Origin of the sequence: Rhodococcus sp. D-46, assembly GCF_011290655.1 — a bacterium.
Classification (GTDB): domain Bacteria; phylum Actinomycetota; class Actinomycetes; order Mycobacteriales; family Mycobacteriaceae; genus Rhodococcus_F; species Rhodococcus_F qingshengii.
The window spans coordinates 1-22,275 of sequence record NZ_JAANTF010000002.1 but is presented as its reverse complement, the minus strand read 5'-3'; the positions used below and the strand labels follow the sequence as shown (position 1 = coordinate 22,275).

20 protein-coding genes are annotated in these 22,275 nt (G+C 60.9%); 10 read left to right on the top strand and 10 right to left on the bottom strand.

From position 1 onward, the window contains the following. Window position 1: 1 nt before the first annotated feature. The 3 genes from G9U53_RS04745 to G9U53_RS04735 are packed head-to-tail and all read right to left on the bottom strand — an operon-like array spanning window position 2 to window position 3,468. On the bottom strand, window positions 2–1,204 hold the full coding sequence (locus tag G9U53_RS04745; RefSeq protein ID WP_020971053.1) for an MFS transporter: 1,203 nt from the start codon (window positions 1,202–1,204) through the stop codon (window positions 2–4). A 3-nt stretch (window positions 1,205–1,207) separates the two neighbouring features. Then, on the bottom strand, window positions 1,208–2,236 hold the full coding sequence (locus G9U53_RS04740; protein WP_165638384.1) for a ketoacyl-ACP synthase III family protein: 1,029 nt from the start codon (window positions 2,234–2,236) through the stop codon (window positions 1,208–1,210). Continuing rightward, on the bottom strand, window positions 2,233–3,468 hold the full coding sequence (locus G9U53_RS04735) for a sedoheptulose 7-phosphate cyclase (RefSeq protein ID WP_099697118.1): 1,236 nt from the start codon (window positions 3,466–3,468) through the stop codon (window positions 2,233–2,235). The genes G9U53_RS04740 and G9U53_RS04735 overlap by 4 nt, the downstream gene beginning before the upstream one ends. A gap of 176 nt (window positions 3,469–3,644) precedes the next feature. Between G9U53_RS04735 and G9U53_RS04730 the strand changes: the two genes are divergently transcribed. Further along, window positions 3,645–4,259, top strand: a complete 615-nt coding sequence (locus tag G9U53_RS04730; protein ID WP_063315585.1) for a TetR/AcrR family transcriptional regulator — start codon at window positions 3,645–3,647, stop codon at window positions 4,257–4,259. Between the two features lie 93 nt (window positions 4,260–4,352). Here the strand turns inward: G9U53_RS04730 and G9U53_RS04725 are convergent, their stop codons facing one another. The 4 genes from G9U53_RS04725 to G9U53_RS04710 all read right to left on the bottom strand — a co-directional run bounded on the left by G9U53_RS04725 (window position 4,353) and on the right by G9U53_RS04710 (window position 7,891). Continuing rightward, the gene (locus tag G9U53_RS04725) at window positions 4,353–4,796 is read right to left on the bottom strand and encodes a hypothetical protein (protein WP_232329933.1); all 444 of its coding nucleotides are present in this window, start codon (window positions 4,794–4,796) and stop codon (window positions 4,353–4,355) included. 21 nt (window positions 4,797–4,817) lie between these two features. Beyond that, window positions 4,818–5,486 (bottom strand): FCD domain-containing protein, encoded by a 669-nt coding sequence (locus G9U53_RS04720; RefSeq protein WP_042447187.1) that lies wholly within the window; start codon window positions 5,484–5,486, stop codon window positions 4,818–4,820. Window positions 5,487–5,588: 102 nt separating this feature from the next. Next, window positions 5,589–6,806 (bottom strand): MFS transporter, encoded by a 1,218-nt coding sequence (locus G9U53_RS04715; protein WP_007729796.1) that lies wholly within the window; start codon window positions 6,804–6,806, stop codon window positions 5,589–5,591. Between the two features lie 110 nt (window positions 6,807–6,916). After that, complete coding sequence (locus G9U53_RS04710; protein ID WP_165638383.1) at window positions 6,917–7,891, bottom strand: WYL domain-containing protein; 975 nt, start codon at window positions 7,889–7,891, stop codon at window positions 6,917–6,919. Window positions 7,892–7,993: 102 nt separating this feature from the next. Here G9U53_RS04710 and G9U53_RS04705 point away from each other — a divergent pair, with 102 nt between their 5' ends. Next, a complete protein-coding gene (locus G9U53_RS04705) occupies window positions 7,994–8,461 on the top strand; it encodes a VOC family protein (RefSeq protein ID WP_065351510.1) in 468 nt (155 codons plus the stop codon). 383 nt (window positions 8,462–8,844) lie between these two features. On the opposite strand, the gene aztD is transcribed toward G9U53_RS04705, so the two are convergent. The 3 genes from aztD to G9U53_RS04690 all read right to left on the bottom strand — a co-directional run bounded on the left by aztD (window position 8,845) and on the right by G9U53_RS04690 (window position 13,102). After that, window positions 8,845–10,092 (bottom strand): zinc metallochaperone AztD, encoded by a 1,248-nt coding sequence (gene aztD, locus G9U53_RS04700; RefSeq protein WP_165638382.1) that lies wholly within the window; start codon window positions 10,090–10,092, stop codon window positions 8,845–8,847. Between the two features lie 685 nt (window positions 10,093–10,777). Continuing rightward, window positions 10,778–12,235 (bottom strand): APC family permease, encoded by a 1,458-nt coding sequence (locus tag G9U53_RS04695; RefSeq protein WP_207624029.1) that lies wholly within the window; start codon window positions 12,233–12,235, stop codon window positions 10,778–10,780. A gap of 273 nt (window positions 12,236–12,508) precedes the next feature. Then, the gene (locus G9U53_RS04690; RefSeq protein WP_165638380.1) at window positions 12,509–13,102 is read right to left on the bottom strand and encodes a TetR family transcriptional regulator; all 594 of its coding nucleotides are present in this window, start codon (window positions 13,100–13,102) and stop codon (window positions 12,509–12,511) included. 342 nt (window positions 13,103–13,444) lie between these two features. Between G9U53_RS04690 and G9U53_RS04685 the strand changes: the two genes are divergently transcribed. The 8 genes from G9U53_RS04685 to G9U53_RS04650 all read left to right on the top strand — a co-directional run. After that, window positions 13,445–14,119 carry a hypothetical protein gene (locus G9U53_RS04685; RefSeq protein ID WP_064688361.1) on the top strand — a complete coding sequence of 225 codons (675 nt, stop codon included), beginning with the start codon at window positions 13,445–13,447 and terminating at the stop codon, window positions 14,117–14,119. Then, on the top strand, window positions 14,112–15,491 hold the full coding sequence (locus tag G9U53_RS04680; RefSeq protein WP_019745640.1) for a glutamine synthetase family protein: 1,380 nt from the start codon (window positions 14,112–14,114) through the stop codon (window positions 15,489–15,491). Before G9U53_RS04685 ends, G9U53_RS04680 begins: the two co-directional genes overlap by 8 nt. A 20-nt stretch (window positions 15,492–15,511) precedes the next feature. Further along, window positions 15,512–16,597 carry a Zn-dependent alcohol dehydrogenase gene (locus tag G9U53_RS04675; protein ID WP_019745639.1) on the top strand — a complete coding sequence of 362 codons (1,086 nt, stop codon included), beginning with the start codon at window positions 15,512–15,514 and terminating at the stop codon, window positions 16,595–16,597. Beyond that, a complete protein-coding gene (locus G9U53_RS04670) occupies window positions 16,575–17,333 on the top strand; it encodes a gamma-glutamyl-gamma-aminobutyrate hydrolase family protein (RefSeq protein ID WP_244993401.1) in 759 nt (252 codons plus the stop codon). Before G9U53_RS04675 ends, G9U53_RS04670 begins: the two co-directional genes overlap by 23 nt. Further along, entirely contained in the window at window positions 17,320–18,810 is a 1,491-nt protein-coding gene (locus G9U53_RS04665; RefSeq protein WP_064688363.1) for an amidase family protein, read from the top strand. Before G9U53_RS04670 ends, G9U53_RS04665 begins: the two co-directional genes overlap by 14 nt. Next, complete coding sequence (locus G9U53_RS04660; protein ID WP_030536461.1) at window positions 18,807–20,291, top strand: aldehyde dehydrogenase family protein; 1,485 nt, start codon at window positions 18,807–18,809, stop codon at window positions 20,289–20,291. The genes G9U53_RS04665 and G9U53_RS04660 overlap by 4 nt, the downstream gene beginning before the upstream one ends. A gap of 15 nt (window positions 20,292–20,306) precedes the next feature. Continuing rightward, window positions 20,307–21,788 (top strand): NAD(P)/FAD-dependent oxidoreductase, encoded by a 1,482-nt coding sequence (locus G9U53_RS04655; protein ID WP_029256439.1) that lies wholly within the window; start codon window positions 20,307–20,309, stop codon window positions 21,786–21,788. Window positions 21,789–21,793: 5 nt separating this feature from the next. Continuing rightward, the coding region (locus tag G9U53_RS04650) for an NAD(P)-binding domain-containing protein (RefSeq protein ID WP_242692426.1) at window positions 21,794–22,275 on the top strand (482 nt) is incomplete at its 3' end.

Genomic DNA, 22,275 nt, shown 5'->3' with positions numbered 1-22,275 from the left:
TTCACGTCACGCTCCGAGCAGTGCGCCGACTGACGAACAGCAGCAGTACTGCGCCCGCCGCGAGGACTGCCCCGATAGCAGGCAGGACTGCAACACTGTTGCCGCCGGACAGAGCGATCGAGCCGATCCACGCGCCGGCAGCATTCGCCAGTTGGAATCCTGCAATGTTGACCGTGGCAGCAAGGTGCGGGGCTTCGCTTGCGGCACCGATGAGTTTCGAGGCGAGCGGCGGAATAATGGAAAAACCGGTAGCACCGAGCACGAACATCCAGGCGAAGGCAAACCAAGACGTTCCGCCGAAGACGAAGAGAGCGAGAAGTGCCAACGCGAGCGCGGTCAACGCGATGTACAGCGTTTTGTCCAGGTCCTTGTCCGCGTAGTAACCACCGAGTTGATTGCCGACAACAGACCCGACGCCGAATACGAACAACACCACCGTCACCGTCGACACCGAGATGCCGGCATGCTCGGTGAGATACGGCGAGATGTAGGTGAACACCACGAAAAGCGCTGCCTGACTGAGAGCGGTCAGCCCGATCGCCCACAGAACTGGGCCACGGGTGAACACCCGTAGCTCTGAGCTGACGTTCCCGGTCTGGTGCGAGGGAGCGGCGTTGCGCGTCGAGGCGATCAGCGCAGCGGTGACCAGCAGTTGGAAAACGGCGATGATCGCAAAAGACCAGCGCCAACCCAGTTGTGTACCGATGAGAGTTCCCAAGGGGACGCCGAGGACCGTCGCCAGGTTCAGTCCGAGGGTGACGCGGGCGATCACACGCCCTTGGAATTCAGGCGCCACCAACGACGTCGCCAGCACCAGGCACAAAGCGAAGAACGTCGCGTGTGGCAGAGCAGTGATGATCCGAAATATCACCATGGTTGCGAAGTTCGGTGCCAGCGCAGTTCCAATGTTGCCGATGACGAAGAGAGCCATCAGAGCCGCGATGAGAGGTGTCCGCGGCACCCTGGTGGTAGCGATCGTCAGTAGAGGGCCACCGATGACCACTGTGACGGCATAGATGGTGACGAGCAGTCCTGCTGTGGAGGTGCTGACCCCGAGGTCGGTGGAGATGTCCGGAAGTACGCCGGCCACAAGGTATTCGACAGTGCCGACGCCGAACACTGCCAGGAGCATCCAGATTATTGCGGCATTCGCGTTGGTAGAGCGAGCCGTTGTCGTCAATTCGTGCGGAGTTTCGACCACCATGGCCTATCCCTTCTCGTATCCGGTGTATTCGACGACTGCGCATCCCCATGTGAACCCGACGCCGATGCCGGTGAGCATGATCCGGTCTCCGGGGTGCAGGGCCTTGCTGCGGCGGAGCAGGTCGAGGCCCAGTAGTGGGTCGGCAGCACCGGTGTGGCCGATGGTTCTGCCGAGTTCGACCAAGGTCTGCTCGGCGCGGATCTTCAGCGGTTCGAAACATTGTTTGCGAAGTAGGACGTTGCCGAAATTCGGTACGATCCAGGTGGCGATGTCACCGTGATGAGTGGCGGCATCACCCAAAGCTGTTTCAGCGCACCGAGACAGGGCGGCCGCGTTGCGTGACCAGAACTCGTCGATGGAGTGAGTCTCGGTGAAGCCCCCCACCCGTGCTCGGAGATCGATCGGGTCGGCGGTGCCGTAGACAGGCATGCTTGTGCGCTCGTGCCCGCGGTGCATCTGCTCGAGGTGTGCATCAGTGACTACGGAAGTCGAAAGAATACGAAAGGGACTCGGATCCGGGCCGATGACAGCAGCGGCCGCGCCGTCTCCGTAGGCGAGACCGCTGTCGGAATTCCACCGGTCGAACAAGGGGAGACGCCAAGCGTCGGATGCAGTTACCAGGCCTTTGCCGTGTCCGTCGAACCAGCGGCCGATCAGTTCGATTCCGACGATTGCTCCGGCGCAGGCTGTTCGGATCTCGATCGGCAGGCAGTCGTCGATGCCAAGTTCGTTCTGAATGTAGGCGCCGCAGTTCCACGCCTCCAGGCCGTTGTGCAGAACCACTGCATGCACGAGTAGGTCGATTTCGTTGCTGCTGATTCCGCTGTCGGTCAACGCAGCTCTGCCTGCGAAGACTGCCATCTCCGGCGCGGATTCGCCGATATCAGGGTCCGACACTGCAACCGAAGTCTGTCCGGTCTTCTGATGTTCGACGGGATCGAACCGTCCTTCGGTCACCATGTCGGAGGCTTGTTCCCGCCTGTCCGGTAGGTATGAGCCGAAGCCTTCGATGTAGAGGCCGCCCCACCTCATGACGCGACCTTCGTCACCGACGTCTCACGGACGCGTAGCTCGTCGCTCTTCCTGTTCAAAAGGGCGGAGGCAGAGTTGATTCCGTCGATCGTGACATCATTGACGAAGTGGTGCCCACCGATCCCGACCGGCAAAGGCAGCCGTTGCCGCCCGTCCCGATGACGCACTGTGTCGGCCAATGCGGCGCCGAGGACGCCCGGTGTGGACAAGACGTCGTTCCAGGTGGGAAGGCCGAGACGCCTCATTACAGTCAGGACGCGATCAAGTTCAGCTTCACTGACACTTCCCCGCAAATAACCCAGTGCAGACGTCAATGCCATGTCGACAGCTACGGCTTCACCGTGCAGAAGTTCCGGTAGTGCTTCCATCTCGAGCGTGGGCGAGAATGTGTGGCCGTAGTCGACGCAGCGTTCGAGGCAGGATTCCCACAGATTGGGCTGCAGTTCCTCGAGCATCAGGTGGATCGACTCGGCGATGACTTGTGTTGCTGCTGTGTCGAGTTCGTCGGAAGAGCCCTGAAACCTGTCATCGATCAATCGTTCCCCGAAGATTTCCAGCAGTTCGAAGAGGTCGAGGGATTTGATCAAGGCCATCTTGAGTATCTCGGCAAGGCCGTTGGACAAGTGTCGGTTGTCGAGGGTACGCAGGAATGCTCGGTCGACAAAAGTTGCCAGGGCCGGTGCATACGTCCCTAGTCGATTCTTGCCCATGCCGTAGTTGACTCCGGTCTTGACGCCGACCCCGGCGTCGACGAGGCCGATCAGTGTGGTGGGGACCCGGATGTACGGCGTTCCGCGGCGGTAGACGCTCGCGGCGAAACCGACGATGTCGAGTAGAACACCCCCGCCGATCGCGATTACCGGCTCCCTGCGTCGGTCGATGCCGAACCCGTTCATCGCGTCGACCACCCGCACCGCAGAACCCCACTCTTTGACCGTCTCGTCGGCTCGCATCGGTACGAAGGATGCTCGTATTCCGTGGTGTTCGAAGTAGCCTCGAATTCGATCCCCGTGAATTCGGTCGACGTTCGCGTCGATGATGATCAAGCGTCGGTCTCCGCGGTGTAGCGACGCTGCGCTGCACCCGTCGAGTAGTCGAGTGCTGTCCTTGGCGAACAGATTTCGTGCGGCGATCACGTGATACTCGACCTGTTTGACCGCTTCGACCTTCCATGTCGAATCGGTGGCCGCGCTGTGGCTGAGACCCAGTTTGAATGAAGCGGCACTACGCATGTCGATCCCCCTAGACGGTGTGAAAGAGCGTTCGCGAGCTGTGTCAGCAGTACGGCGGTACTTCAGTGAACGAAATGAACTTTCGAGGAGAACAGTAGGACATTCGCATAGTGATCGCTACAAGAGTAGAATAGATCACATTTGGATCGGTAGATGCTGCGGAATTGGGAGGTTGCATGGCCGGGGTGCCGGGACAAGGGCGGAAGTTCGACGTAGACGCGGCCTTGGACAAGGCGATGTATGCCTTCTGGGAGCACGGCTACGAGGGGACATCCGTTGCCATGTTGACTGCTGCGATGCAGATCAATCCACCGAGTCTCTACAGCGCTTTCGGCGGCAAGGAAGGAGTGTTCTTTGCCGCCGTCGATCACTACAACGCGACTCGCGGCGACTTCATGGACCGGGCGTTCGCCGAAGAGCGCGAGGCATCCGAATTGATTCGCCGCCTCTTGAACGACGCGGCGTCCCATTACACCGACGAGTCTTGTCCGGGTGGTTGTCTGATCATCAGCGCGGCGGTCAGCGTGACCGACGCCAACAGTCACATAGCAAACCGATTGCGCGACATGCGAAATGCCAACGTGGTATTGCTGTCGCAGAGGATCGCAGCCGATATCGCCAACGGACTCTTGCCCGCTGACTCCGATCCCGAGGACCTTGCCGAGTTCATCGGCGTAGTCATCCAAGGCATGTCTCAGCGCGCCCGAGACGGTGCAACACAGAGGCAATTGGAACTTGTAGCGAACAGGTCTTTCGACTCGCTGAACTTCTCGAAAGACCTCATCGGCTGAACAGATTTCAGTTGTTGGTCGTGGGTCGAGCTGGATTGGGTGATGGAGAGCATCGAGGTCGGTCCTAGTGACCTTCTATCCCAATATAATTCGTCACTGACCGTGATGGCTGTCGGTTCGTTGAAGGAAGGGGCGGGGCCAGGCGCCGAGTGCAAGGACGGCGAGGGTTGTCTGGACGAGTCCGGTGGTGAAGAAGATGCCCTGCAGCGGCGACCAGGCCAGGATCATGGCTATCTCGACGAAGATCCAGGTCATCATCGTCAGGCCGGCGGCGGCGTGCAGGCCCCACGTCAGACGGAACCTGTTGTGCTGAGCGAAGAGCGCGGCGGCCTGGATGCCTCCGACGACAACGCCGAGGAGGATTCCGGGCCAGAAATATGAAGGGAAGACGGTTCCCTCGATCCACTCAGGAGGCAGGCCCATCCCGCCGCCGATCGTCAGGCCCGCCATTCCTACGAGCGCAGAGAGCAGGTTTAGCCACGCGATGGCGGACAGACCGATCCGGAGACCCCGTGGAGGGAGCGATGTGGACGTCATGCCTGACAACGATAGAGAGGGTCAGTCGAGCCCGTCCATGTTCCTGCGCGTTGCCGCGCTGGCAGCGTCGGCATCACCCGCGACGATGGCTTCCACTAGATCTCGGTGGGCAGCGGCTTCGTCGTCGATGGATTGGGGGTTTCGTGCCGTGACGTCGGTGATCACGTCCAGGGCCGAGTTGCGGAGCGTTTCGATGAATGAATCGAACACCATCGACAACACGCTGTTGTGCGCAGCATTCACCACGGCGCGATGTAGTTCCATGTCAGCGTCGACAAATTCTGTTGGTGTCGAAGCATTTTCACGGGCTGCGAGTGCTGCCCGTAACAGGTCGACGTCGGCAGAGGTCCGACGCATGGCAGCCAGGCGGCCCGCTTCCACTTCCAGAAGTCGGCGTACTTCGTAGACTTCGCGGCGGTCCGAGCGTTTGAGTTCTCGCTCGAGTTCTGTGACCGGAGTCGAGGACATGACGTAGGTGCCGGACCCTTGATGCGAGTAGAGCTGGCCCGACGCAATCAGTGCGCGAACTGCCTCTCTGCCGGTCGAACGCCCGACTCCGAGGAGTGTGCTCAGATCCTGCTCGTTCGGGATTTTGGTCCCGACCGGCCACTCGCCGTCGCCGATGAGGCGCGCAAGTTCGTCCGCGGCTTTCTGTACCAGCGACTGCTGCTTGATCTGGCGCACTGCCATGTGACTGCTCCTGACTGACTCGGTGAACCGCAATGGAGCGGCTCACCGAGTAATACTTCATGTCCTCCGATGAATCTTCAGACTACGGGGCCGTCTTTCGGTTTATCGAAGGGCGATGACGTCCAGTTCGCGCTCCGTCTCGTCTTCCGGGTCGAGTCGTCGATCGCGCAAGGTGAATGCGATGACGGCGCCGACGAACAGCACTGCAGTTGTCGCCCCGATCGCCATGCGCGGTCCGAAGTGATCTGCCAGGTAGCCGAACAGCGGAGATGCGATGCCCCCCACGGACATCGCGAGTCCGAGCGTCACCCCACTTGCTGTGCCGGGGCGATTCGGTAGGTAGTCCTGCGCCAATGTCACCTGTGGCGCGAAGGGCAGGAACATAGCAAATCCGAGACAGACGATTCCCAATTCGGCAACTGCGACGTGCGGGGCGGCAGCGAGCAGTGCCAGTGAAGGTACCGCAAGCAGGTAGCCGAGTCGGATGGATGCGCGTCGACCACGACGGTCCGCGAGGACTCCTCCCAGTAGCGTTCCGGCCGCTCCTGCCAATGTGAAGGAGGACAACACGATTGCAGCGCTCGAGGACGATCCGTTCAGTGCGTTGAGCACGAACGGTGAGACCAACGACAGTGTGGTCACGTACGGAATTGACCAACAGACCGTTACCAGCACGAGTCGTGTGAACGAGCGCCAATCGTCTGACACGGGACCGTTCGCTGCCAGTTGCGCACTCAACGACTGGGCTGATTCGGCCGCACCCGTGTTGGCCGATCGCGACTGGGCGACCATCCACCAAATAGCCGCCACCACTGCAGGAACTGCGAGCAGATAGCCGCCGGACAAACCGAGTGAGCCAACCACGAGCGTGACAAACGGTGGCGCCAGCGAGGCGCCCAACGTACCGCCCACGGAGAACACGCTCATGGCTTTCTGTGAATGACCTCCAGCCGCGCGTGCCAAATTTGTGGCGGGAGGATGGTATGCGGCGATGCCGATGCCGGCCACGGCAATTGCCAGCCAAGTGACGATGTAGGTGGTGCTCATCGCTGCCACGACAATGCCTGCTGCGGCCGTCACAAAACCTGTGGGTACCAGCCAGTTTCGGCTCTTTCGATCGACCAGCATGCCGAATGCAGGTTGCACGACACTGGATAGTCCGGTCGCGGCGAGCGTGATTCCGGCGACCGCGGAATAGGAATATCCGCGTTCGAGCATCATGAACGGCAACAGTGCAGGCACAGCCCCCTGGTACAGATCGTTCACGACGTGTGTGCCGGTGAGAAATGCAACTTGCCCCTTCTTCATCTCCTTGGGCATCCCTTCGTTCAGGTCTTCAAGTCCTCAGGTCCTCTGAGGACTTGAAAGCTATCACGAACCCGCGGGCGCACGGTTGTGTTGGAGACCTGGATCTCATTCGAGAAGACTGACTAACTCTCAGCAGTCGCGGCGTTGCGGGCGGCGAGTTGCGCGAAAGCGTGGGTAAGTTCTGGCGGGCCGACGACATCGATGTCGGTGTCGAATCGGTTGAAGGAGGCTGCCAGCGCCGTCCAAGACCATGATCCGGCTTCGAGACTGCACTGCTCGGGGCCAAGATCTTCGACGATGCCGTCCCCGACAAAGGGAAGAACATAACTGGCTGGTCGATGGAGAACGACCTTGCCGTGGCACGGCCAATTGTTGATATGTTCCGATCCTTTGAAGCGCGCGGACACGTATTCGCTGACGTCGCCGCCGGGGATTTCCTTCGGCGTGAACCGGGGACCGTTCGGGGTGCGTGGGGTGATGCGATCGGCGCGGAAGATTCGCCAGTCGTCTCGCGCGAGATCCCACGCGACGAGGTACCAGCGACGCTTGGAGGTCACCAGATGATGCGGCTCCACTCGGCGCGGGGGTGTTATTTCGCTGTTGTCGGTTGAGTGGTCGTTCGAGTAATCGAAGCGGAACACCTCGCGAGCGCGGACTGCAGCGGAAATCGCTACGAGCACCTCTGGGGACACGGAGTCTGCGTCGCCGGAACCGGCCGAAATCGTGGTGAACGTGAGCGCGTCGAGGCGATGGCGCAGACGCGACGGCATCACTTGCCGCACAGTGGTCAACGCTCGAACCGCATCCTCTTCGATACCGACGCCGGTCAGCGTCGCCGCCTGCAGCGCAACTGCCAGTGCGATGACCTGATCGTCGTCGAACAGCAGGGGTGGCAGCTCGCTGCCGGCGTCGAGTCGGTATCCGCCGTCCGGGCCCATGGTCGCCGCAATGCTGTACCCCATCTCCCGGAGCCGGTCGATGTCGCGGCGGACCGTGCGATGGCTGATGTCGAGCCGCTCGGCGAGTAGAGCGCCCGGCCAGTCGCGTCTCGTCTGCAAGAGGGACAGCAGATTCAAGAGTCGAGTGGTGGTCGCCATGCGGTGAGACTACGACGAGTCTAGGACGAAAACAGTCCTATACGGCTGTGAGAGTCGACGTTGTCAGGGAAAACCCGAGCGACGTTCGTACCAGGAGCAGACATGAGCATCAAGACAACGACCCACCTCAACTTCCGCGGAGACGCCCGCGCGGCTCTGGAGTTCTACCAGTCCGTCTTCGGTGGCCAGGTCACGATCGCAACCTACGGCGACTTCGGGATGCCCAAGGAGGTGCCCGGCGCTGAGAACGTCGTGTTCGGCCAGGTGGAGACAGAGGACGGCTTCTGTGTGATGGCATACGACATCCCTGGACAGTCGGGCGGCTCGGCCGGCAACGCAGGCTCGACACACCGCGAGAACGGCACCACGATCACCGACCAACCGTTCTTCGTCTCGGTTCGCGGTGAAACCCTCGAAGAGGTGCAGAACTACTGGGCCAAACTCTCTGCTGGTGCATCGATCATCGAGGGTCTTGCCGCCGCGGCGTGGAGCCACGGTTTCGGCATGCTCACCGATGCGTTCGGGGTGACGTGGATCCTCGACGTCGCTGCCGGCGAAAACCCGGCCTGATCATTCAGACGACAAAGCCGCTGGCACCAAAAGGTGTCCAGCGGCTCCAGCGCGTCGGTGCCCGTCTTGCGCCTCTCGGCAAGTGGCCACTCGAAGTGGCAATTCTGGGGTGGTACCCGGGGCAAAGAACCGAACACCGACACCATCTCCAACGAACCTCCACACGGAGTTATTCCATGCTGACTTGTGCCGCGGTCAATCGTGGTCCTGCTCATCGCTCAGCTCCAGCAGAGCTGGCGACAACGGCTTCGATTCTCTGAGGTGCGCGTCGTAGCACCTCGAGGATTGCCTGGGTATGAGATTCCCTGGTCAGTAGGCGAAGCACGAGAACGGCTCAGGCCCTCATCTCGGTGTGAGATGGGGGCCTGAGGTGAGGATCTGAATCAGCCGGTGACACCGGTCAATTCGTTGGGGGCGTGATCGAGAGTGGTCTCGGTCAGGATGCTGCCGTCCTCGAGGTCGACTGCGATCAGCTTCTTCGACGCTGGGTCGGTGACGTAAGCGGTGTGATCTTCTACGAAGAGCGCGGGCCTGGGCTCTTGCCATTTGGTGGGCTCGGTCCATGCGTCTATGACGGCGATCTTCTTGGTGACGACGCCGGTGTTCGGGTCGATGACGTGGATGGCGCCGTCGGTGCCGAGCACCAGTGCCTCTCCGTGTGGTCCGCGGCCGAGTGAGCGGAAGGTGTAGCTGGTGCCGAGGTCGACGAGCTTGAGTTCGGACGTCGTCGTGTTGGTCAGCGAGACCCGTTGCGGACGTTCGAGTTCGGCGTCCTTGTCGGTCTTGTAATCACCCAGCACGATGTCCGACTCCTCCGAGCCTGCCTGATTTCCGATGCGGCCGTATGCATCCGGACTCTGGACCTTGGTGATCGCTCCGTTCTTGTACACGAGCAACCCGTCCTGGCAGCCCAGCACGATGGCTTCGCCGGCAGCGACTGCTTCGCCGTGGACACCGGGGCACTGTTCGTTGCGCAGGATTTCCTTGCGGTCGGCATCGAGGACAGCTATGCCGTTGCGGGACTCCGAATTTCCGATGGTCGTCAACAGGCTGCCATCGGCAAGTGCGACCGCAACGCCGTGATGGGGTTCTGGCGTGGTGTACGTCTCGACGCGGGGCTGACGTTTTGCCAACTGAACCGGGTCGAAGATCTCGACCAGTCCCGAGCCGTCGTTGAAGAGAACGGTTTTTCCGGCATGGCGTACAACGTGTCCGGGTTCGTTGGCTGCGAACTCGACCTCGGACATCGCGGGATCGGCTGTGTAGTAATGAGAATGATCACCGTGAGCCGAAGACCACGTGCCGGTGTCGAGCACCTTGAATGCTTCGCCGGCAGAGATCATGACGTGGCGACCGTCGCCGGCCGGGTTGAGTCGGGTGAAGCCAGCGATCTCGGTCTCGCCGACCACGTCGAGGGAAGTTGCATCCAGCACCAGGACGCCGCCGTCGTACGACACGGCGAGACGTGGTGTTGCCGAGGCCTGTTCGGTTGGTGCGGCCGACGTCGTGGTCGTGGTTTCGGACTGGGCGGAGTCCTTGTTGTCGGACGAGCAACCCGTAACGAGGGCGAGTGAGAGGCCTACTGATGTGGCAAGGGTGAGGCGCCGCGACATGCGGGTGTTGAGGTGCATGGGTATAGATCTACTGCTTAATGTAAATGATTGTCAAAGTCGAGTATGCGAATGTTCGCATGTCGGGCGTGGGCACCGCGCTCGAGCATTCGCGAGCCGATGACCCCGAACACGAGTTCCCAGAAAGGGCGTTCCGATATTGAGCGGTTGAGAACATGCCTGCGATTCTTTTGCCGCGTACGGAATCAGCCGCGTCGAACGCCTCGACATTGGATCATGGCCGTCGGCGTCAGTCATGACCCAGGATTCCAGGGCTGGCAGCAGGCCTGGGCATAGTGTGTATTTCCGCCCAGGTCGGCCGGTGTTCGAGTATGTGGGTCCTGATGTCGGACTGATACCGAGGACTCCGAATTCGGTGTTGATCAGGAATCCGGAACGCTCAGTATCAATCCGAAGGTCTCCGTCAGTGAGTGCATGGTCGAAGGGCATTCCATGCGCCACAGCGTTGTTGGCTGCCGCGCACGCGTTGTAGCCGAAGGGTTGTGCCCGAAGGATGACGCGTACGCGACGTAGCGACGGCTTCAAGGACCATGTCTTTGGCCCACTGATCCAACTCGAGCAAATTGGCGCCGACGGCGCTTCCGCTTTTAGTTCCAGTGCAGGTTAGGCGGCGTGGTCTTCATGCACCGGTGGGCCCGTGCCTCGCGACGGGGAAGCCGGTTTGGTGCTTGAATTTGAGGTTCGTCTACTGCTCTCGGGCCGTCGCTCGTTCCGAGTTCAGGTGAGGTGGCGGCTGGGAGGCGTCAGCGTGGCTTCGACGCCCCATCAGGTAAAAGGCGATAGTGGCCGGCGTGATGGTTGCGAGCGCAACGTAGGACATCGCACTGACTGGAGACGGTGCGGGGAAGAAGATTCCGTTGAGATAGATCCATGAGGTTGCGACGGCACCGGCGATCAGTGCTGCGATTGTCACGGCGGTGGCTGCGCGCTCGCGGAAGAGGAGCATCACGGCGCCGATGCTGATGACGACGTATGGGCTCACCCAGAAATAGACGACCAGAGTTGACACTGCGTTATAGATGGAAGGAAGTGGGCCCGTGGCGCCGATCACCAAAGTGCAAATGCCGAAGAGGCCACCGAGAATGATCAGCAGGATTGCGGAAACAGGGCTGTGAAATCGGGAGTGTATGCGTGTGAACCTTTGTGGTAGAAGCTTTTCGGCTGACAGAGTGGCGACGAAGCGGGATCCGTAGTTGACGAATCCGATCAGTGCGGCGAAGGTCGCTACGGCGACAACGAGGTCCGTCATTTGTCCCATTGCGGTCGGTAAGCCCGCATTCTCGGCCAGGGCGGCGGGGGATGATGTGCCGGAAAGGATTTGGTCGGACGTCTCCGTGATTCCTGGTGCCTGTAGGAAGGTTGCGATCACGTACAAGGTTCCAAGCACGATGGGAACACGCATCACGGCGGCCGGCACATTCTTCTTCGGGTCGCGGGTCTCCGCGGCCAGGGCCGCGCTCCCCTCGAAACCGACCAGGAACGCAGTTCCGGATGCGATGCCGGCCACGATCCCGCTGACGGACGCGCCCTGAAGAGTCAGTTGTTCCTGCAGATGTAGACCAGTGTGAATCGCACTCGCCCCGGTAATGGCCAGCAACATTGGAAGACAAATCGCGGTGAGTAGGACCGCGATTACGATCGAAACATCTAGGCCGCGACAGGTGATCGCCGCGACAATTGCTGCGGAGGCGAGGTAGATCGCGATTTGTGCAGGGCGATCGAGGCCGCCGTCGATGCCGATAGATTGCAGAAAGCTACCGCTGTACGCGCCGATGACCAGCAAAATGCTTGCGACCATCGCCAGATACCCGAGGAACAACGAGGCTGCGATCAGTGACTGTGCCCATCGCCCGAATACTTCGCCGGCGTAGGAGTAGAGCGATCCGGAGGCGACATACCGGCTAGCGAAGACGGTTACTGCTCTGCCGACGCAGATGACTGTCAGCGCTGCGAGCAGAGCAGCGACCCAACCACCGAGTCCTGCGTTGAGTACCAGCAGCATTGGAAACGACGCCATGCCGACGGCAGGGATCATTGACGAGATGGCCAGCGAGGTCAGTTGAAGGCGGCTGAGATGGCCGGATTCAAGGTTGATGGAATCCGTATCAGTCTGTGCTACAGCATTATTCGACGAGTGATTCATATGTGCGTCCTTGAATTTGTGCACTGTCGAGTGCGGGCAGGGGCTATATGCCGGGATCGGCCGCGATCGCGCGTGTGAGGATCGGGATAGCCCTCAGGAGATGGTGATGTCAGTCACATGACTGAGTCGATCGACTGAGATTAGCTTCGCCCTTGCTGTTCGTCAATGAGTTCCGGAAAATTCCTTGGATGCAGCTGCGGGATTCGGATGATTACGGGCACGACTGTGGCCCGGCGCTGTCGATTGCAACGCCGGGTGGGAAACGGGAAAACTCTAGCGGGGCGGGTGGATCGAATCGATGATGCCGACGATTGCGGACGAGATGGCGTCGAGTTCGGGTGCGCTCACTCCGGTCGCGCCAGTTGCGAGATTTTGCATGTAGATTCCGTCGATTGCGCCGATCGTGTAGCGGGCGAGCAGTGTGGCGTCGCTGCCGGCGATGTCGGTTGCGTGCCGAAGCTCATCGGCGAAGGCGGATATGTACGTCGTGTAGCTGGCTCTGGCGAGTTCGGCCTTGTCCGGATTGCGCAGCGCCCACAGCAGCAGCTCGTATTGGGCGATCGGGACGTCTCGATCGGTGTGGAGAAGATCTTGGAAGCGTTCGAGCAATGAACGGATGATCTCTTGACGTGTCCAGCCAGTTGTCGGTACCAGGCGTGATCCCACCGTGGTGGCACGAAACATGTCGTCCACGGCGGTATAGATCTCTCCTTTGCCGTCGAAACTGTAGTGCAACGCAGCGAGGTTGACTCCGGCTTCGTCGGCGATGCGGCGGGTGGTCGCCGCGGCCAGTCCGTCGCGAATGATGACTCGGGCGGCGGCCTTGACGATCGCAGTCCGCCGCTCGGATGCTGTCAGATACGCCATTCGCTTTACCGTTCACCTTCTCGTTGTCGTGGGCCTCCAGGGGTCGAGCGTATCGATGTCACTCAGCGTGCGTGACACCCTGGTCGTTCCTTATATCTGCCCGGTGCGTTCCGGGTGCGTCGTTGCCGCTCTTCGGGATCTCTTGCAGTTTGCCTATTGACGCTAGCTCCGATCCGCCATAATCTCAGTCACATGAGTTAGTCATGTGACTGACTTCATTGCTCGACTATAGCGCTTGGCAGATCACACCAGGGCGAGAGCTGCGACATCGCACAAAACCGCGCCTCTCTGACGCGCAACCAAATCGCTTGCCCCATGCCCCGAAACTGGAGGGACCACCCCATGACCGACATCCGAGAGCGGGTGGATACAGATCCACCGCGACCCGATGAATCCCATACCCGGTGTGCGCCCGACGTCGCCGTCACGATGGAGTTCGACCCACCCCCGTTGGTACGAGCTGTCGTGACCCGCCTGCGCGTTGCTCTCGATTCCGACTCAGGCAGGAAAGCTCTCGAGGCAATGCCCCCCGAGGTCGACCTGCAGTCGACCAGTGATCCGCAAAGCGCGCGATTGACTCGAACAGCAACCGGCGTGCACGTCAGTAGCCCCGAGGGGTCGACAGTTCCGGTTGTCGGAATCAGCGTCGACGAACTGGCGATATCCGAGGACCAGCCCCTGGCGGGCACTGCGAATGTTGCCCCGTTAACCCCTCTTATCGAACCAGAGCCACCGACGCTGGACATCGCAGCGTGTGAATTCTGGGAGAAAGCTTCGGGCCTGCCTGGAATGCCCGGATTGTCATTGGCTGCTCTCGACACGGGCGCAGCCGTGCACGTGGGGCCGACAACGGATGCGTATGAAATTCACGGCCTCGAGATGGATCTACGTCGACTGCTAGCGGGTTTCGAGTTGTTCGTCTATTCCCTGCGCGCAGGGAAGTTCTACATCAAAGGCACGAACCGACAATTGTCGGTCGTCGCGGGAGCATCAATGAAGGCGGTCCTCCATGTCTGACACGACGAACCTCGGTGAATGGATCGGCAACAATTCCGTTCGCACGATTCGCGCACAAACCGTGACGTTGGATGGTGCCTTGGTCGGAAAACATCTGTCACCCAAAAAGTTTGAGTCCGGAGCGCAATCGGGCTGGGGATTCGCTGATATCGCCCTCGCAGTCGATCTCGGGAACACCGCTCAGCTCGGATTCGATTTCGGTGATTGGCGCGGTGAGATGCACGACGTCTTCCTTCGTCCCGACCTTACGACTCTGTCAACCGACGCATCACTACCAGGTCTCGCCACGGTGATGTGTGATCTGGTCGATCAACACGGGGCACCGCTTCCGGTGTGTTCGCGATCCACGCTCGCACGTGTGGTCAAAGAGCTTGCCGAGCTTGGATTTACAGGTAAGGCGGCCGTGGAGATCGAGGCCACTGTGTTCGAAGAGTCGATCGAGCAGGCCCGCGAACAGCGTTTCACGAACCTGCATCCACTCGGCGGTACCCAGGGCGCGATCTACCTGTTGAGCAGATCACGGGACTACACGACGCTCATGGACGCAATAGCTGACCGCATCGAACGGGCCGGAATCCCTTGGGAAGGCTGGGCAGACGAGTCCGCGCATGGCCAAATCGAAGTAAATCTCCCACCGACCGACATTCTCACCGCAGCGGACTGGTACGTACGAACGAAGCAGATCATGCGGGAAGTCGCCTACGAGCACGGTCGCACCATCACCTTCATGGCTCGGTGGTCGCCGGACCAGTTCGGGCAGGGCGCTCACATCAACCTTTCGCTTCAACAGGACGGACGGAACGCCTTCTTCGATGAAGTTGAGCCCTCGCGCCCGTCGGAGACGATGCGGAACTTCATCGGTGGCGTCCTCGACACAATGGCGGCGGCCAGTTCTTTCCAGTATCCGACCGTGAACTCATACCGCAGAATCGCAGAATTCGACGGACCTCCCACCACCGTCACGTGGGGTGTTGACAACAAGAGTGCGGCCGTTCGAGCCGTCTGCACGACCGAGAAGCTCTCTCGTGTCGAGTATCGCGTCCCGTCGGCGGACGTGAACATCTATCTGTCGATGGCATCGTTCCTTGCCGGCGGTCTGATCGGTCTGCGCGATCACAGCGATCCTGGCCTCGAATGCACCGTCATGGCCTGGGGATTGCCGCCGGGAACCCCGAAGTTGCCAGCCAGCCTCTCTCGAGCGATCGCGGAATTGAGTGGCGATGTAAACCTGACGGAGGTTTTGGGGCGAGAGCTGGTGGAGTACTGGATCGGCACGCGCCGGTGGGAATGGTTGCAGTTCTTCACCACTGGGGGAGACCCGGCCGCAGGAGTCTCCGACTGGGAGCTCGAACGCTACTTCGAGCACGTCTGACAACGAGGACAGGTCTGAAGATGAAAGCAGCAATACTGAACGCTGCCCCTGGTCGGCTCGAGTTCGAAGAACTCGACATCGACGTGGCCGGACCTCGAGAAGTTCGCATACGTACAGCAGCCGTCGGGCTGTGTCATACCGATCTGCACTACGTGGACGCGCTCTGGCGAACAGAACTTCCGGAGGTGCTCGGTCACGAGGCATCGGGCATCGTCGAATCGGTTGGGTCAGACGTCACGGCTGTAGCGCCTGGCGACCACGTCGTGACGTGCATGACAGCTTTTTGTGGCCGATGCCGATACTGCATTGCAGGTCGACTCACCCTCTGCTCCAATCATTCCCGCCTCCGCTCGCGGCCCCAGCCGGCGTTGACGACCAAGGCCGGGCGCGCAGTGGGACGAATGGGTGGCATCGGTGGATTCGCCGAACAGATGCTCGTGCACGAGAACAGCGTCGTCCGCGTCGACGATTCGGTACCTCTCGATCGCGCGAGTTTGCTCGGGTGCGCCACCATCACTGGCGTCGGGGCGGTCTGGCACAGTGCTCGCATCGAACCAGGGTCGTCGGTTGCCGTCATCGGTTGTGGAGGCGTGGGGCTTTCGGTAATTCAGGGCGCCCGGCTAGCCGGCGCGGCCCGGATCATCGCGATCGATGTGGACCAGCGAAGTATCGATCAGGCTCTTCGAGTCGGGGCGACTGCGTCAGTGAACGCGGCTGAGATCGAACCAGTCGACGCCGTACGCGCGTTGTGTCCGGGTGGGGTGGACTACTCATTCGAGGCGATCGGCCGCAGAGTCACTGTCGAGCAGGCATTCTCGATGCTCGCTCCCGGCGGAGTGGCCACGGTCCTCGGCATGGTTCCTGATGACGAGCCGCTGCGGATCACAGCGTCGGAATTGTTTTTCCAGGAGAAGCGATTGCAAGGCTCCCTCCTCGGGTCGAACCAATTCCCGACCGATATTCCGCGATTGGCCGAGCTGTACGTCCAGGGCCGACTCGAACTCGACGAGATGATCTCGTTGCGAGTCCCCTTCGGCGAGATCAACACAGGAATCGCAGCGCTTCGTGAAGGAGGGGTGAATCGTGTCGTCGTCGAATTCGCCTGAGCGTGCGCGTCGCCCATTGATCGGAGTGACCGGTCGGCGCTCGAGCGCGGAACGCCTGGCCGTCGAACCTCGGTACCGCCCTCTCGAGTTCGACATGCACTACTCCGATTTTCCCACCCGGCTGTCGTCCGAAGGCGCCCTGGTCGTCCAAATTCCCTATGAGGCAAGCGGAATCGACCTGATTGAGCGGCTCGACGGAATAGTCATCTCTGGTGGGCAGGATGTTCACCCCGAAACACTGGGTATCGACGCCGCGCCCACCGACCCGGACAGTGACCCGCGTCGAGATGCGTATGAGATCGAATTAATATCGGGTGCAGTAGAACTCGGTACTCCACTGCTGGGTGTCTGTCGCGGGATGCAGATGCTGAATGTGGCATTGGGAGGCACGCTCGTGCCTGATCTTCCGACCATAGACATCAACCACAAGTCACCAGGACTGGGCATAGCCGAGGAGACCCACCCCGTACGGATCGCCACTGATTCGACGGTGTTCGAGATATACGGCGCACACGTAGAGGTCAACTCCTTGCACCACCAAGCAGTGGACCGGCTCGGCCCGGGCCTCACTCCCAGCGGGTGGGCTCCGGACGGTGTCGTCGAAGCGGTGGAGATGCGCGGGAGACCGATCGTCGGCGTCCAATGGCATCCGGAATGGCGCCGGAAGGACCCCGTCTTCGCATGGTTGGTCCAGGTCGCTCTCGCGCGAAAGGAAGTGCTCGATGGAGTTGCATGAATACTCGGACATGGACGCCACGGATCTGAAATGTCGACTCGACCGGAAAGAAGTAACCCCTGCTGAAGTGCGCGAAGCCGCACTAGCTGCAATCTCCCACGTCGACACGCACCTCGGTGCCACCGTCGGTCCTCCACTCGACCCACCACCGACGTATTCCACATCCGGTCCTTTCAGCGGAGTTCCGTTCGCGCTCAAAGATCTCCTGTGCACTGCGGCGGGGATAGCGAACGAGAACGGTAGCGCAGCAACCGCAGGCTATATCGCCACACGTGACTCCGATCTGATGGCTAGGTGGCGCGCTGCCGGACTGTCCGTGACCTGTCGCACTGCCACACCAGAATTCGGATTCAGCGCAACGACGGAATCGGCAGTGAACGGTCCTACCCGCAACCCCTGGAACCCACAGCGGGTCGCCGGTGGATCCAGCGGTGGCTCCGCGGCGCTCGTTGCCGCCGGGGCCTTGCCGTGGGCGCACGCCAACGACGCCGGCGGATCCATAAGAATCCCTGCCGCACTGTGCGGGGTGGTGGGACTCAAACCGACCCGCGGGCTCGTTCCACCCGGCCCGGATTCGGATGAACCGCTCTTCGGCCTCACGACTGAGTTCGCGGTCACCCGGACAGTTCGCGACGCCGCCGCGTTGATGGACGTAGTGCACGGCAGCGCACCGGGGGACCGGTACTTTCAGCCGCGTCGAAGCCCCGGCCACTACAGCCGAGCAGTCGGCCGGCGACCGAAAGGCCTCCGGATCGCTGTGTCGACCGAATCACCCGGCAGTCGTCACGCTGCGGACCCCGCCGTGACAGCCGAGGTGATGCGCATCGCGCGCTTGCTCGAACAGTTCGGCGGCCACGTCGAGAATGCGGCACCAGATGTTGACCCCGAACTGTTTCGGGATCTCAATCTCACTTTCTGGTCTGCGTCGATCGCAGAGTCCATGCGCGCACTGACCGGAGTACGCGCCATCGAGGACATGTACTCCTCGCTGGAGAGCTCGACTGCCGCCATGGTTCGTCACGGATTCACCGTGGAATGGGCGGACATCGCCCGCGCCCGCCGCTACCAGAATCACCTGACCCGTGGCACGGCGAGCTTCTTCGAATTCTTCGACCTCACTCTCACGCCCACCACACCGACGACCGCCTGGCACGTCGGCGAACTCGACTCCAACCGGCGGGGTATCACCGCCGGCGAGTGGGTGGACACCTTGGCGAAGTACTCGCCCTTTACTGCCATCTACAACGTCACGGGCCAACCGGCTATCTCCATCCCCACAGGAATGTGTGACGGACTGCCGATCGGAGTGCAGCTCGCCGCAGCTCCCGGCCGTGACGATCTGTTGCTTGCCGTGGCCGCGCAACTCGAGGAAGCCGTCCCATGGGCAGGCCGCGTCCCACCGATTCATGCCGGCAAGCCGCTCCTCCCAGAAACGGAAAAAATGCCGACCCTCTACTCGGAAACGGAACGCACATGAACACCCGCGAGGAATGGACACGATTCGCGACGTCAATCGAAGCACCATCGGCTATGTGGCTGAACGGTCAATGGTTCAACGGTGACGGGAGTGAGCGCCACTATGTCTTGTCCCCGCATAACGACACCGTCGTAACCAGCGTCCCGCTGGCCACTCACGCCGACGTCGACAGAGCCGTCGAAGGTGCTCGCGCGGCGTTTCTCGATGGCCGGTGGGCGAGGATCAGTGCGCACGAGCGTGGTGCGGTACTGCAGCGGTGGGCAGAGCTCGTCTACGAGCACCGCGACGAACTCGCTGCGCTCATCACACTCGAGATGGGTAAGCCGATCCAGGTGGCACGTGATATCGAGCTGCGCGCCGTCGAGAACACCTTCCGCTGGTATGGAGAACTGGCTGACAAACTCTACGACGAGTCGCCACGCGGCCTGATCGATGCGGTCGCGTTGGTGAGCCGTGAGCCGGTGGGGGTGGTCGCGGCGATCACCCCATGGAACTTCCCACTCACTCTCAGTAGTTGGAAGATCGCCCCTGCGTTGCTTGCAGGCAACAGCATGGTCATCAAGCCCGCTACACAGTCACCGTTGTCCTTGCTTCGCTTGGCTCAGCTGGGTTCGGCTGCAGGACTTCCCGACGGCGTGCTGCAAGTTGTCACAGGTAGCGGTGGACAGGCCGGAGCTGCCCTTGCTCGCCACAACGGCGTCGACTGTCTCACCTTCACCGGATCACCGGATGTCGGCAAACAGCTGCTGATCTACGCGGGTGAGTCGAATGCGAAACCCGTTCATCTCGAACTCGGCGGCAAGAGCCCACAGTTGGTATTCGCCGATGCTCCGGACCTCGCCGTTGCAGCGCGCACCGTGGCGTGGGCAATTACCTTCAACGCCGGACAGATGTGCACTGCAGGTGCTCGCTTGTTGGTCGAGGAAACGATCGCGGATCAATTCGTCGCCGAGGTGGTTTCGGAAATCAAGCGCTGCACTGTCGGTGACCCTTTCGATCCCGATACCCACATCGGGCCCGTCGCGAGTCGGGCGCATCGCGCGGACGTCCTCGAACACGCGAGAACTGCTCACACAGAAGGCGCAACGCTCGCCCACGGTTCGCTGCAGGAACGAGCAGGTTCGGGGGCGTACCTGGATCCGATCGTGTTCACCGATGTTCAGGCCGAGCACCGCCTGTTCATCGAAGAAGTTTTCGGACCGATCCTCGCAGTCACCCGTTTCACTGACGACGCTGACGCCGTCAGGTTGGCTAACGCCACACCGTTCGGTCTCGGAGCGGGGGTGTGGACGTCGAATCTCACACGAGCCCACCGGCTCACGCGCGAAATCGACGCAGGTCTTGTCTGGGTGAACTGCTACGAGGAAGGGGATCTCTCCGTCCCCTTCGGCGGTCGCAAACTCTCAGGCCACAGTGTGGACAAGAGCATCCATGCACTCGACAAATTCACGTCGACGAAGTCGACGTGGATCCATCTCTGAACAAAGGCACAGCACATGTCATCACGGGTCAACGACGGCCACATCGCGATCATCGGAACCGGGTTTTCCGGGCTGTGCATGGCGATCGAACTGAAGAAGAAGGGCATCGACGACTTCGTCCTGTACGAACGCGCCGACGATGTCGGCGGAACCTGGCGCGACAACACATACCCAGGGGCAGCCTGCGATGTGCCCAGCGTGTTGTATTCCTACTCCTTCGCTCAGAACCCGAACTGGACCCGTATCTTCCCGCCATGGTCGGAACTGCTCGACTATCTCAGATCTGTTGCTGCGCAGTATGATTTGCTGCCGCACATTCGCTTCGGTGTCGAGGTCTCCGAAATGCGGTTCGACGAGGACCGGCTCCGGTGGAACATCCAGTTCGCATCCGGCGAATCAGTGACGGCGGCCGTTGTCGTCAACGGCTCAGGGGGCTTGAGTAATCCGTACATCCCGCAGCTACCCGGACTGGAATCATTCGAGGGTGCCGCATTCCACTCCGCCAAGTGGCGACATGACCTCGACATGTCGGGAAGGCGTGTCGCGGTGATAGGTTCCGGCGCCAGTGCGATCCAGTTCGTCCCCGAAATCGCCCCGCACACCGAGACCCTGCATGTGTTTCAGCGATCACCCAACTGGGTCATGCCACGTGGTGATGCCGCGCTGTCGCCCGCCACCCGCGAAAGATTCTCACGGCGTCCTTATCGTCAACGGTGGCTGCGATGGCGGACCTACTGGGCATTCGAAAAGCTCGCCAGCGCCTTCCTCGGAAATCGCAAACTCGTCGAACAGTACCGATCCCAGGCGCTCGCCAATCTTCAACAGCAAGTGCCGGATTCGGACTTGAGGCAGAAGGTCACCCCAGATTACGATCCCGGCTGTAAACGTCGCTTGATATCCGACGACTGGTACCCCGCGCTGCAACGGGAAAATGTGCACTTGAACACCTCGGGGGTTTCCGAGATCCGCCCGCATTCGATCATTGACTCAGAGGGAGCGGAACACGAAGTCGACACCCTGATCTTCGCGACCGGATTCCAGGCAACCAGCTTCCTGGCACCGATGAAAGTATTCGGCCGCGAAGGAGTCGAACTCTCCGACAGTTGGCGCGAGGGCGCCGCAACAAAGCTCGGGCTTGCATCCGCCGCGTTCCCGAACCTGTGGTTCCTCAACGGCCCGAATACCGGTCTCGGTCACAACTCGATCATCTTCATGATCGAAGCACAAGCCAGATACATCGCTTCGGCAGTGCAGTACATGCGCCGAAAAAGTATCTCTGCCCTCGAACTCGATCGCACCGTCCAGACAGGCAGCTACGCCGCCACCCAAGAACGCATGCGCCGAACTGTATGGGCATCGGGTGGCTGCGACAGCTGGTATCAATCCGCTGACGGTCGAATCGACACCCTGTGGCCGGCCAGCACAATCGAATACTGGTTGCGCACCAGGCTATTCCGCAAGTCCGACTTCCGTGCACTGACGACAGGCAAAGGATGAACAACATGGACGTATCAATACTCGGCACCGGCTTGATGGGAACAGCTCTCGCTCAGGCGCTCATACGCAGCGGGACAAAGGTGACGGTGTGGAATCGAACCGCCGACAGAGCGTTACCCCTCGCTGCGGCTGGAGCCACAGTCGCCGAATCTCCACAATCTGCGATTGCGGCCAGCCCGCTAATCGTCATCAGTCTCCTGAACTACGAGATCGCCAAAGATGTCGTTACAGAAGCAGATTCGATTGCCGGAAAAATCATCGTCAACACCGCAACCGGTACGCCGGAGGAAGCGAACCAGTTCGCCGAGTGGATCGCAGGGCGAGGCGCTCGGTACCTCGACGGAGCCATAGCTGCATACCCGGAGGACATCGGAACCGAAAGTTCAGGGATCAACTATTCCGGAGACGAGGACGTGTGGGAGGACGTCCAGAGCCTTCTGACACCCATCGCCGCCCAATCACGATATGTCGGAGCCCGTCCCGGTGC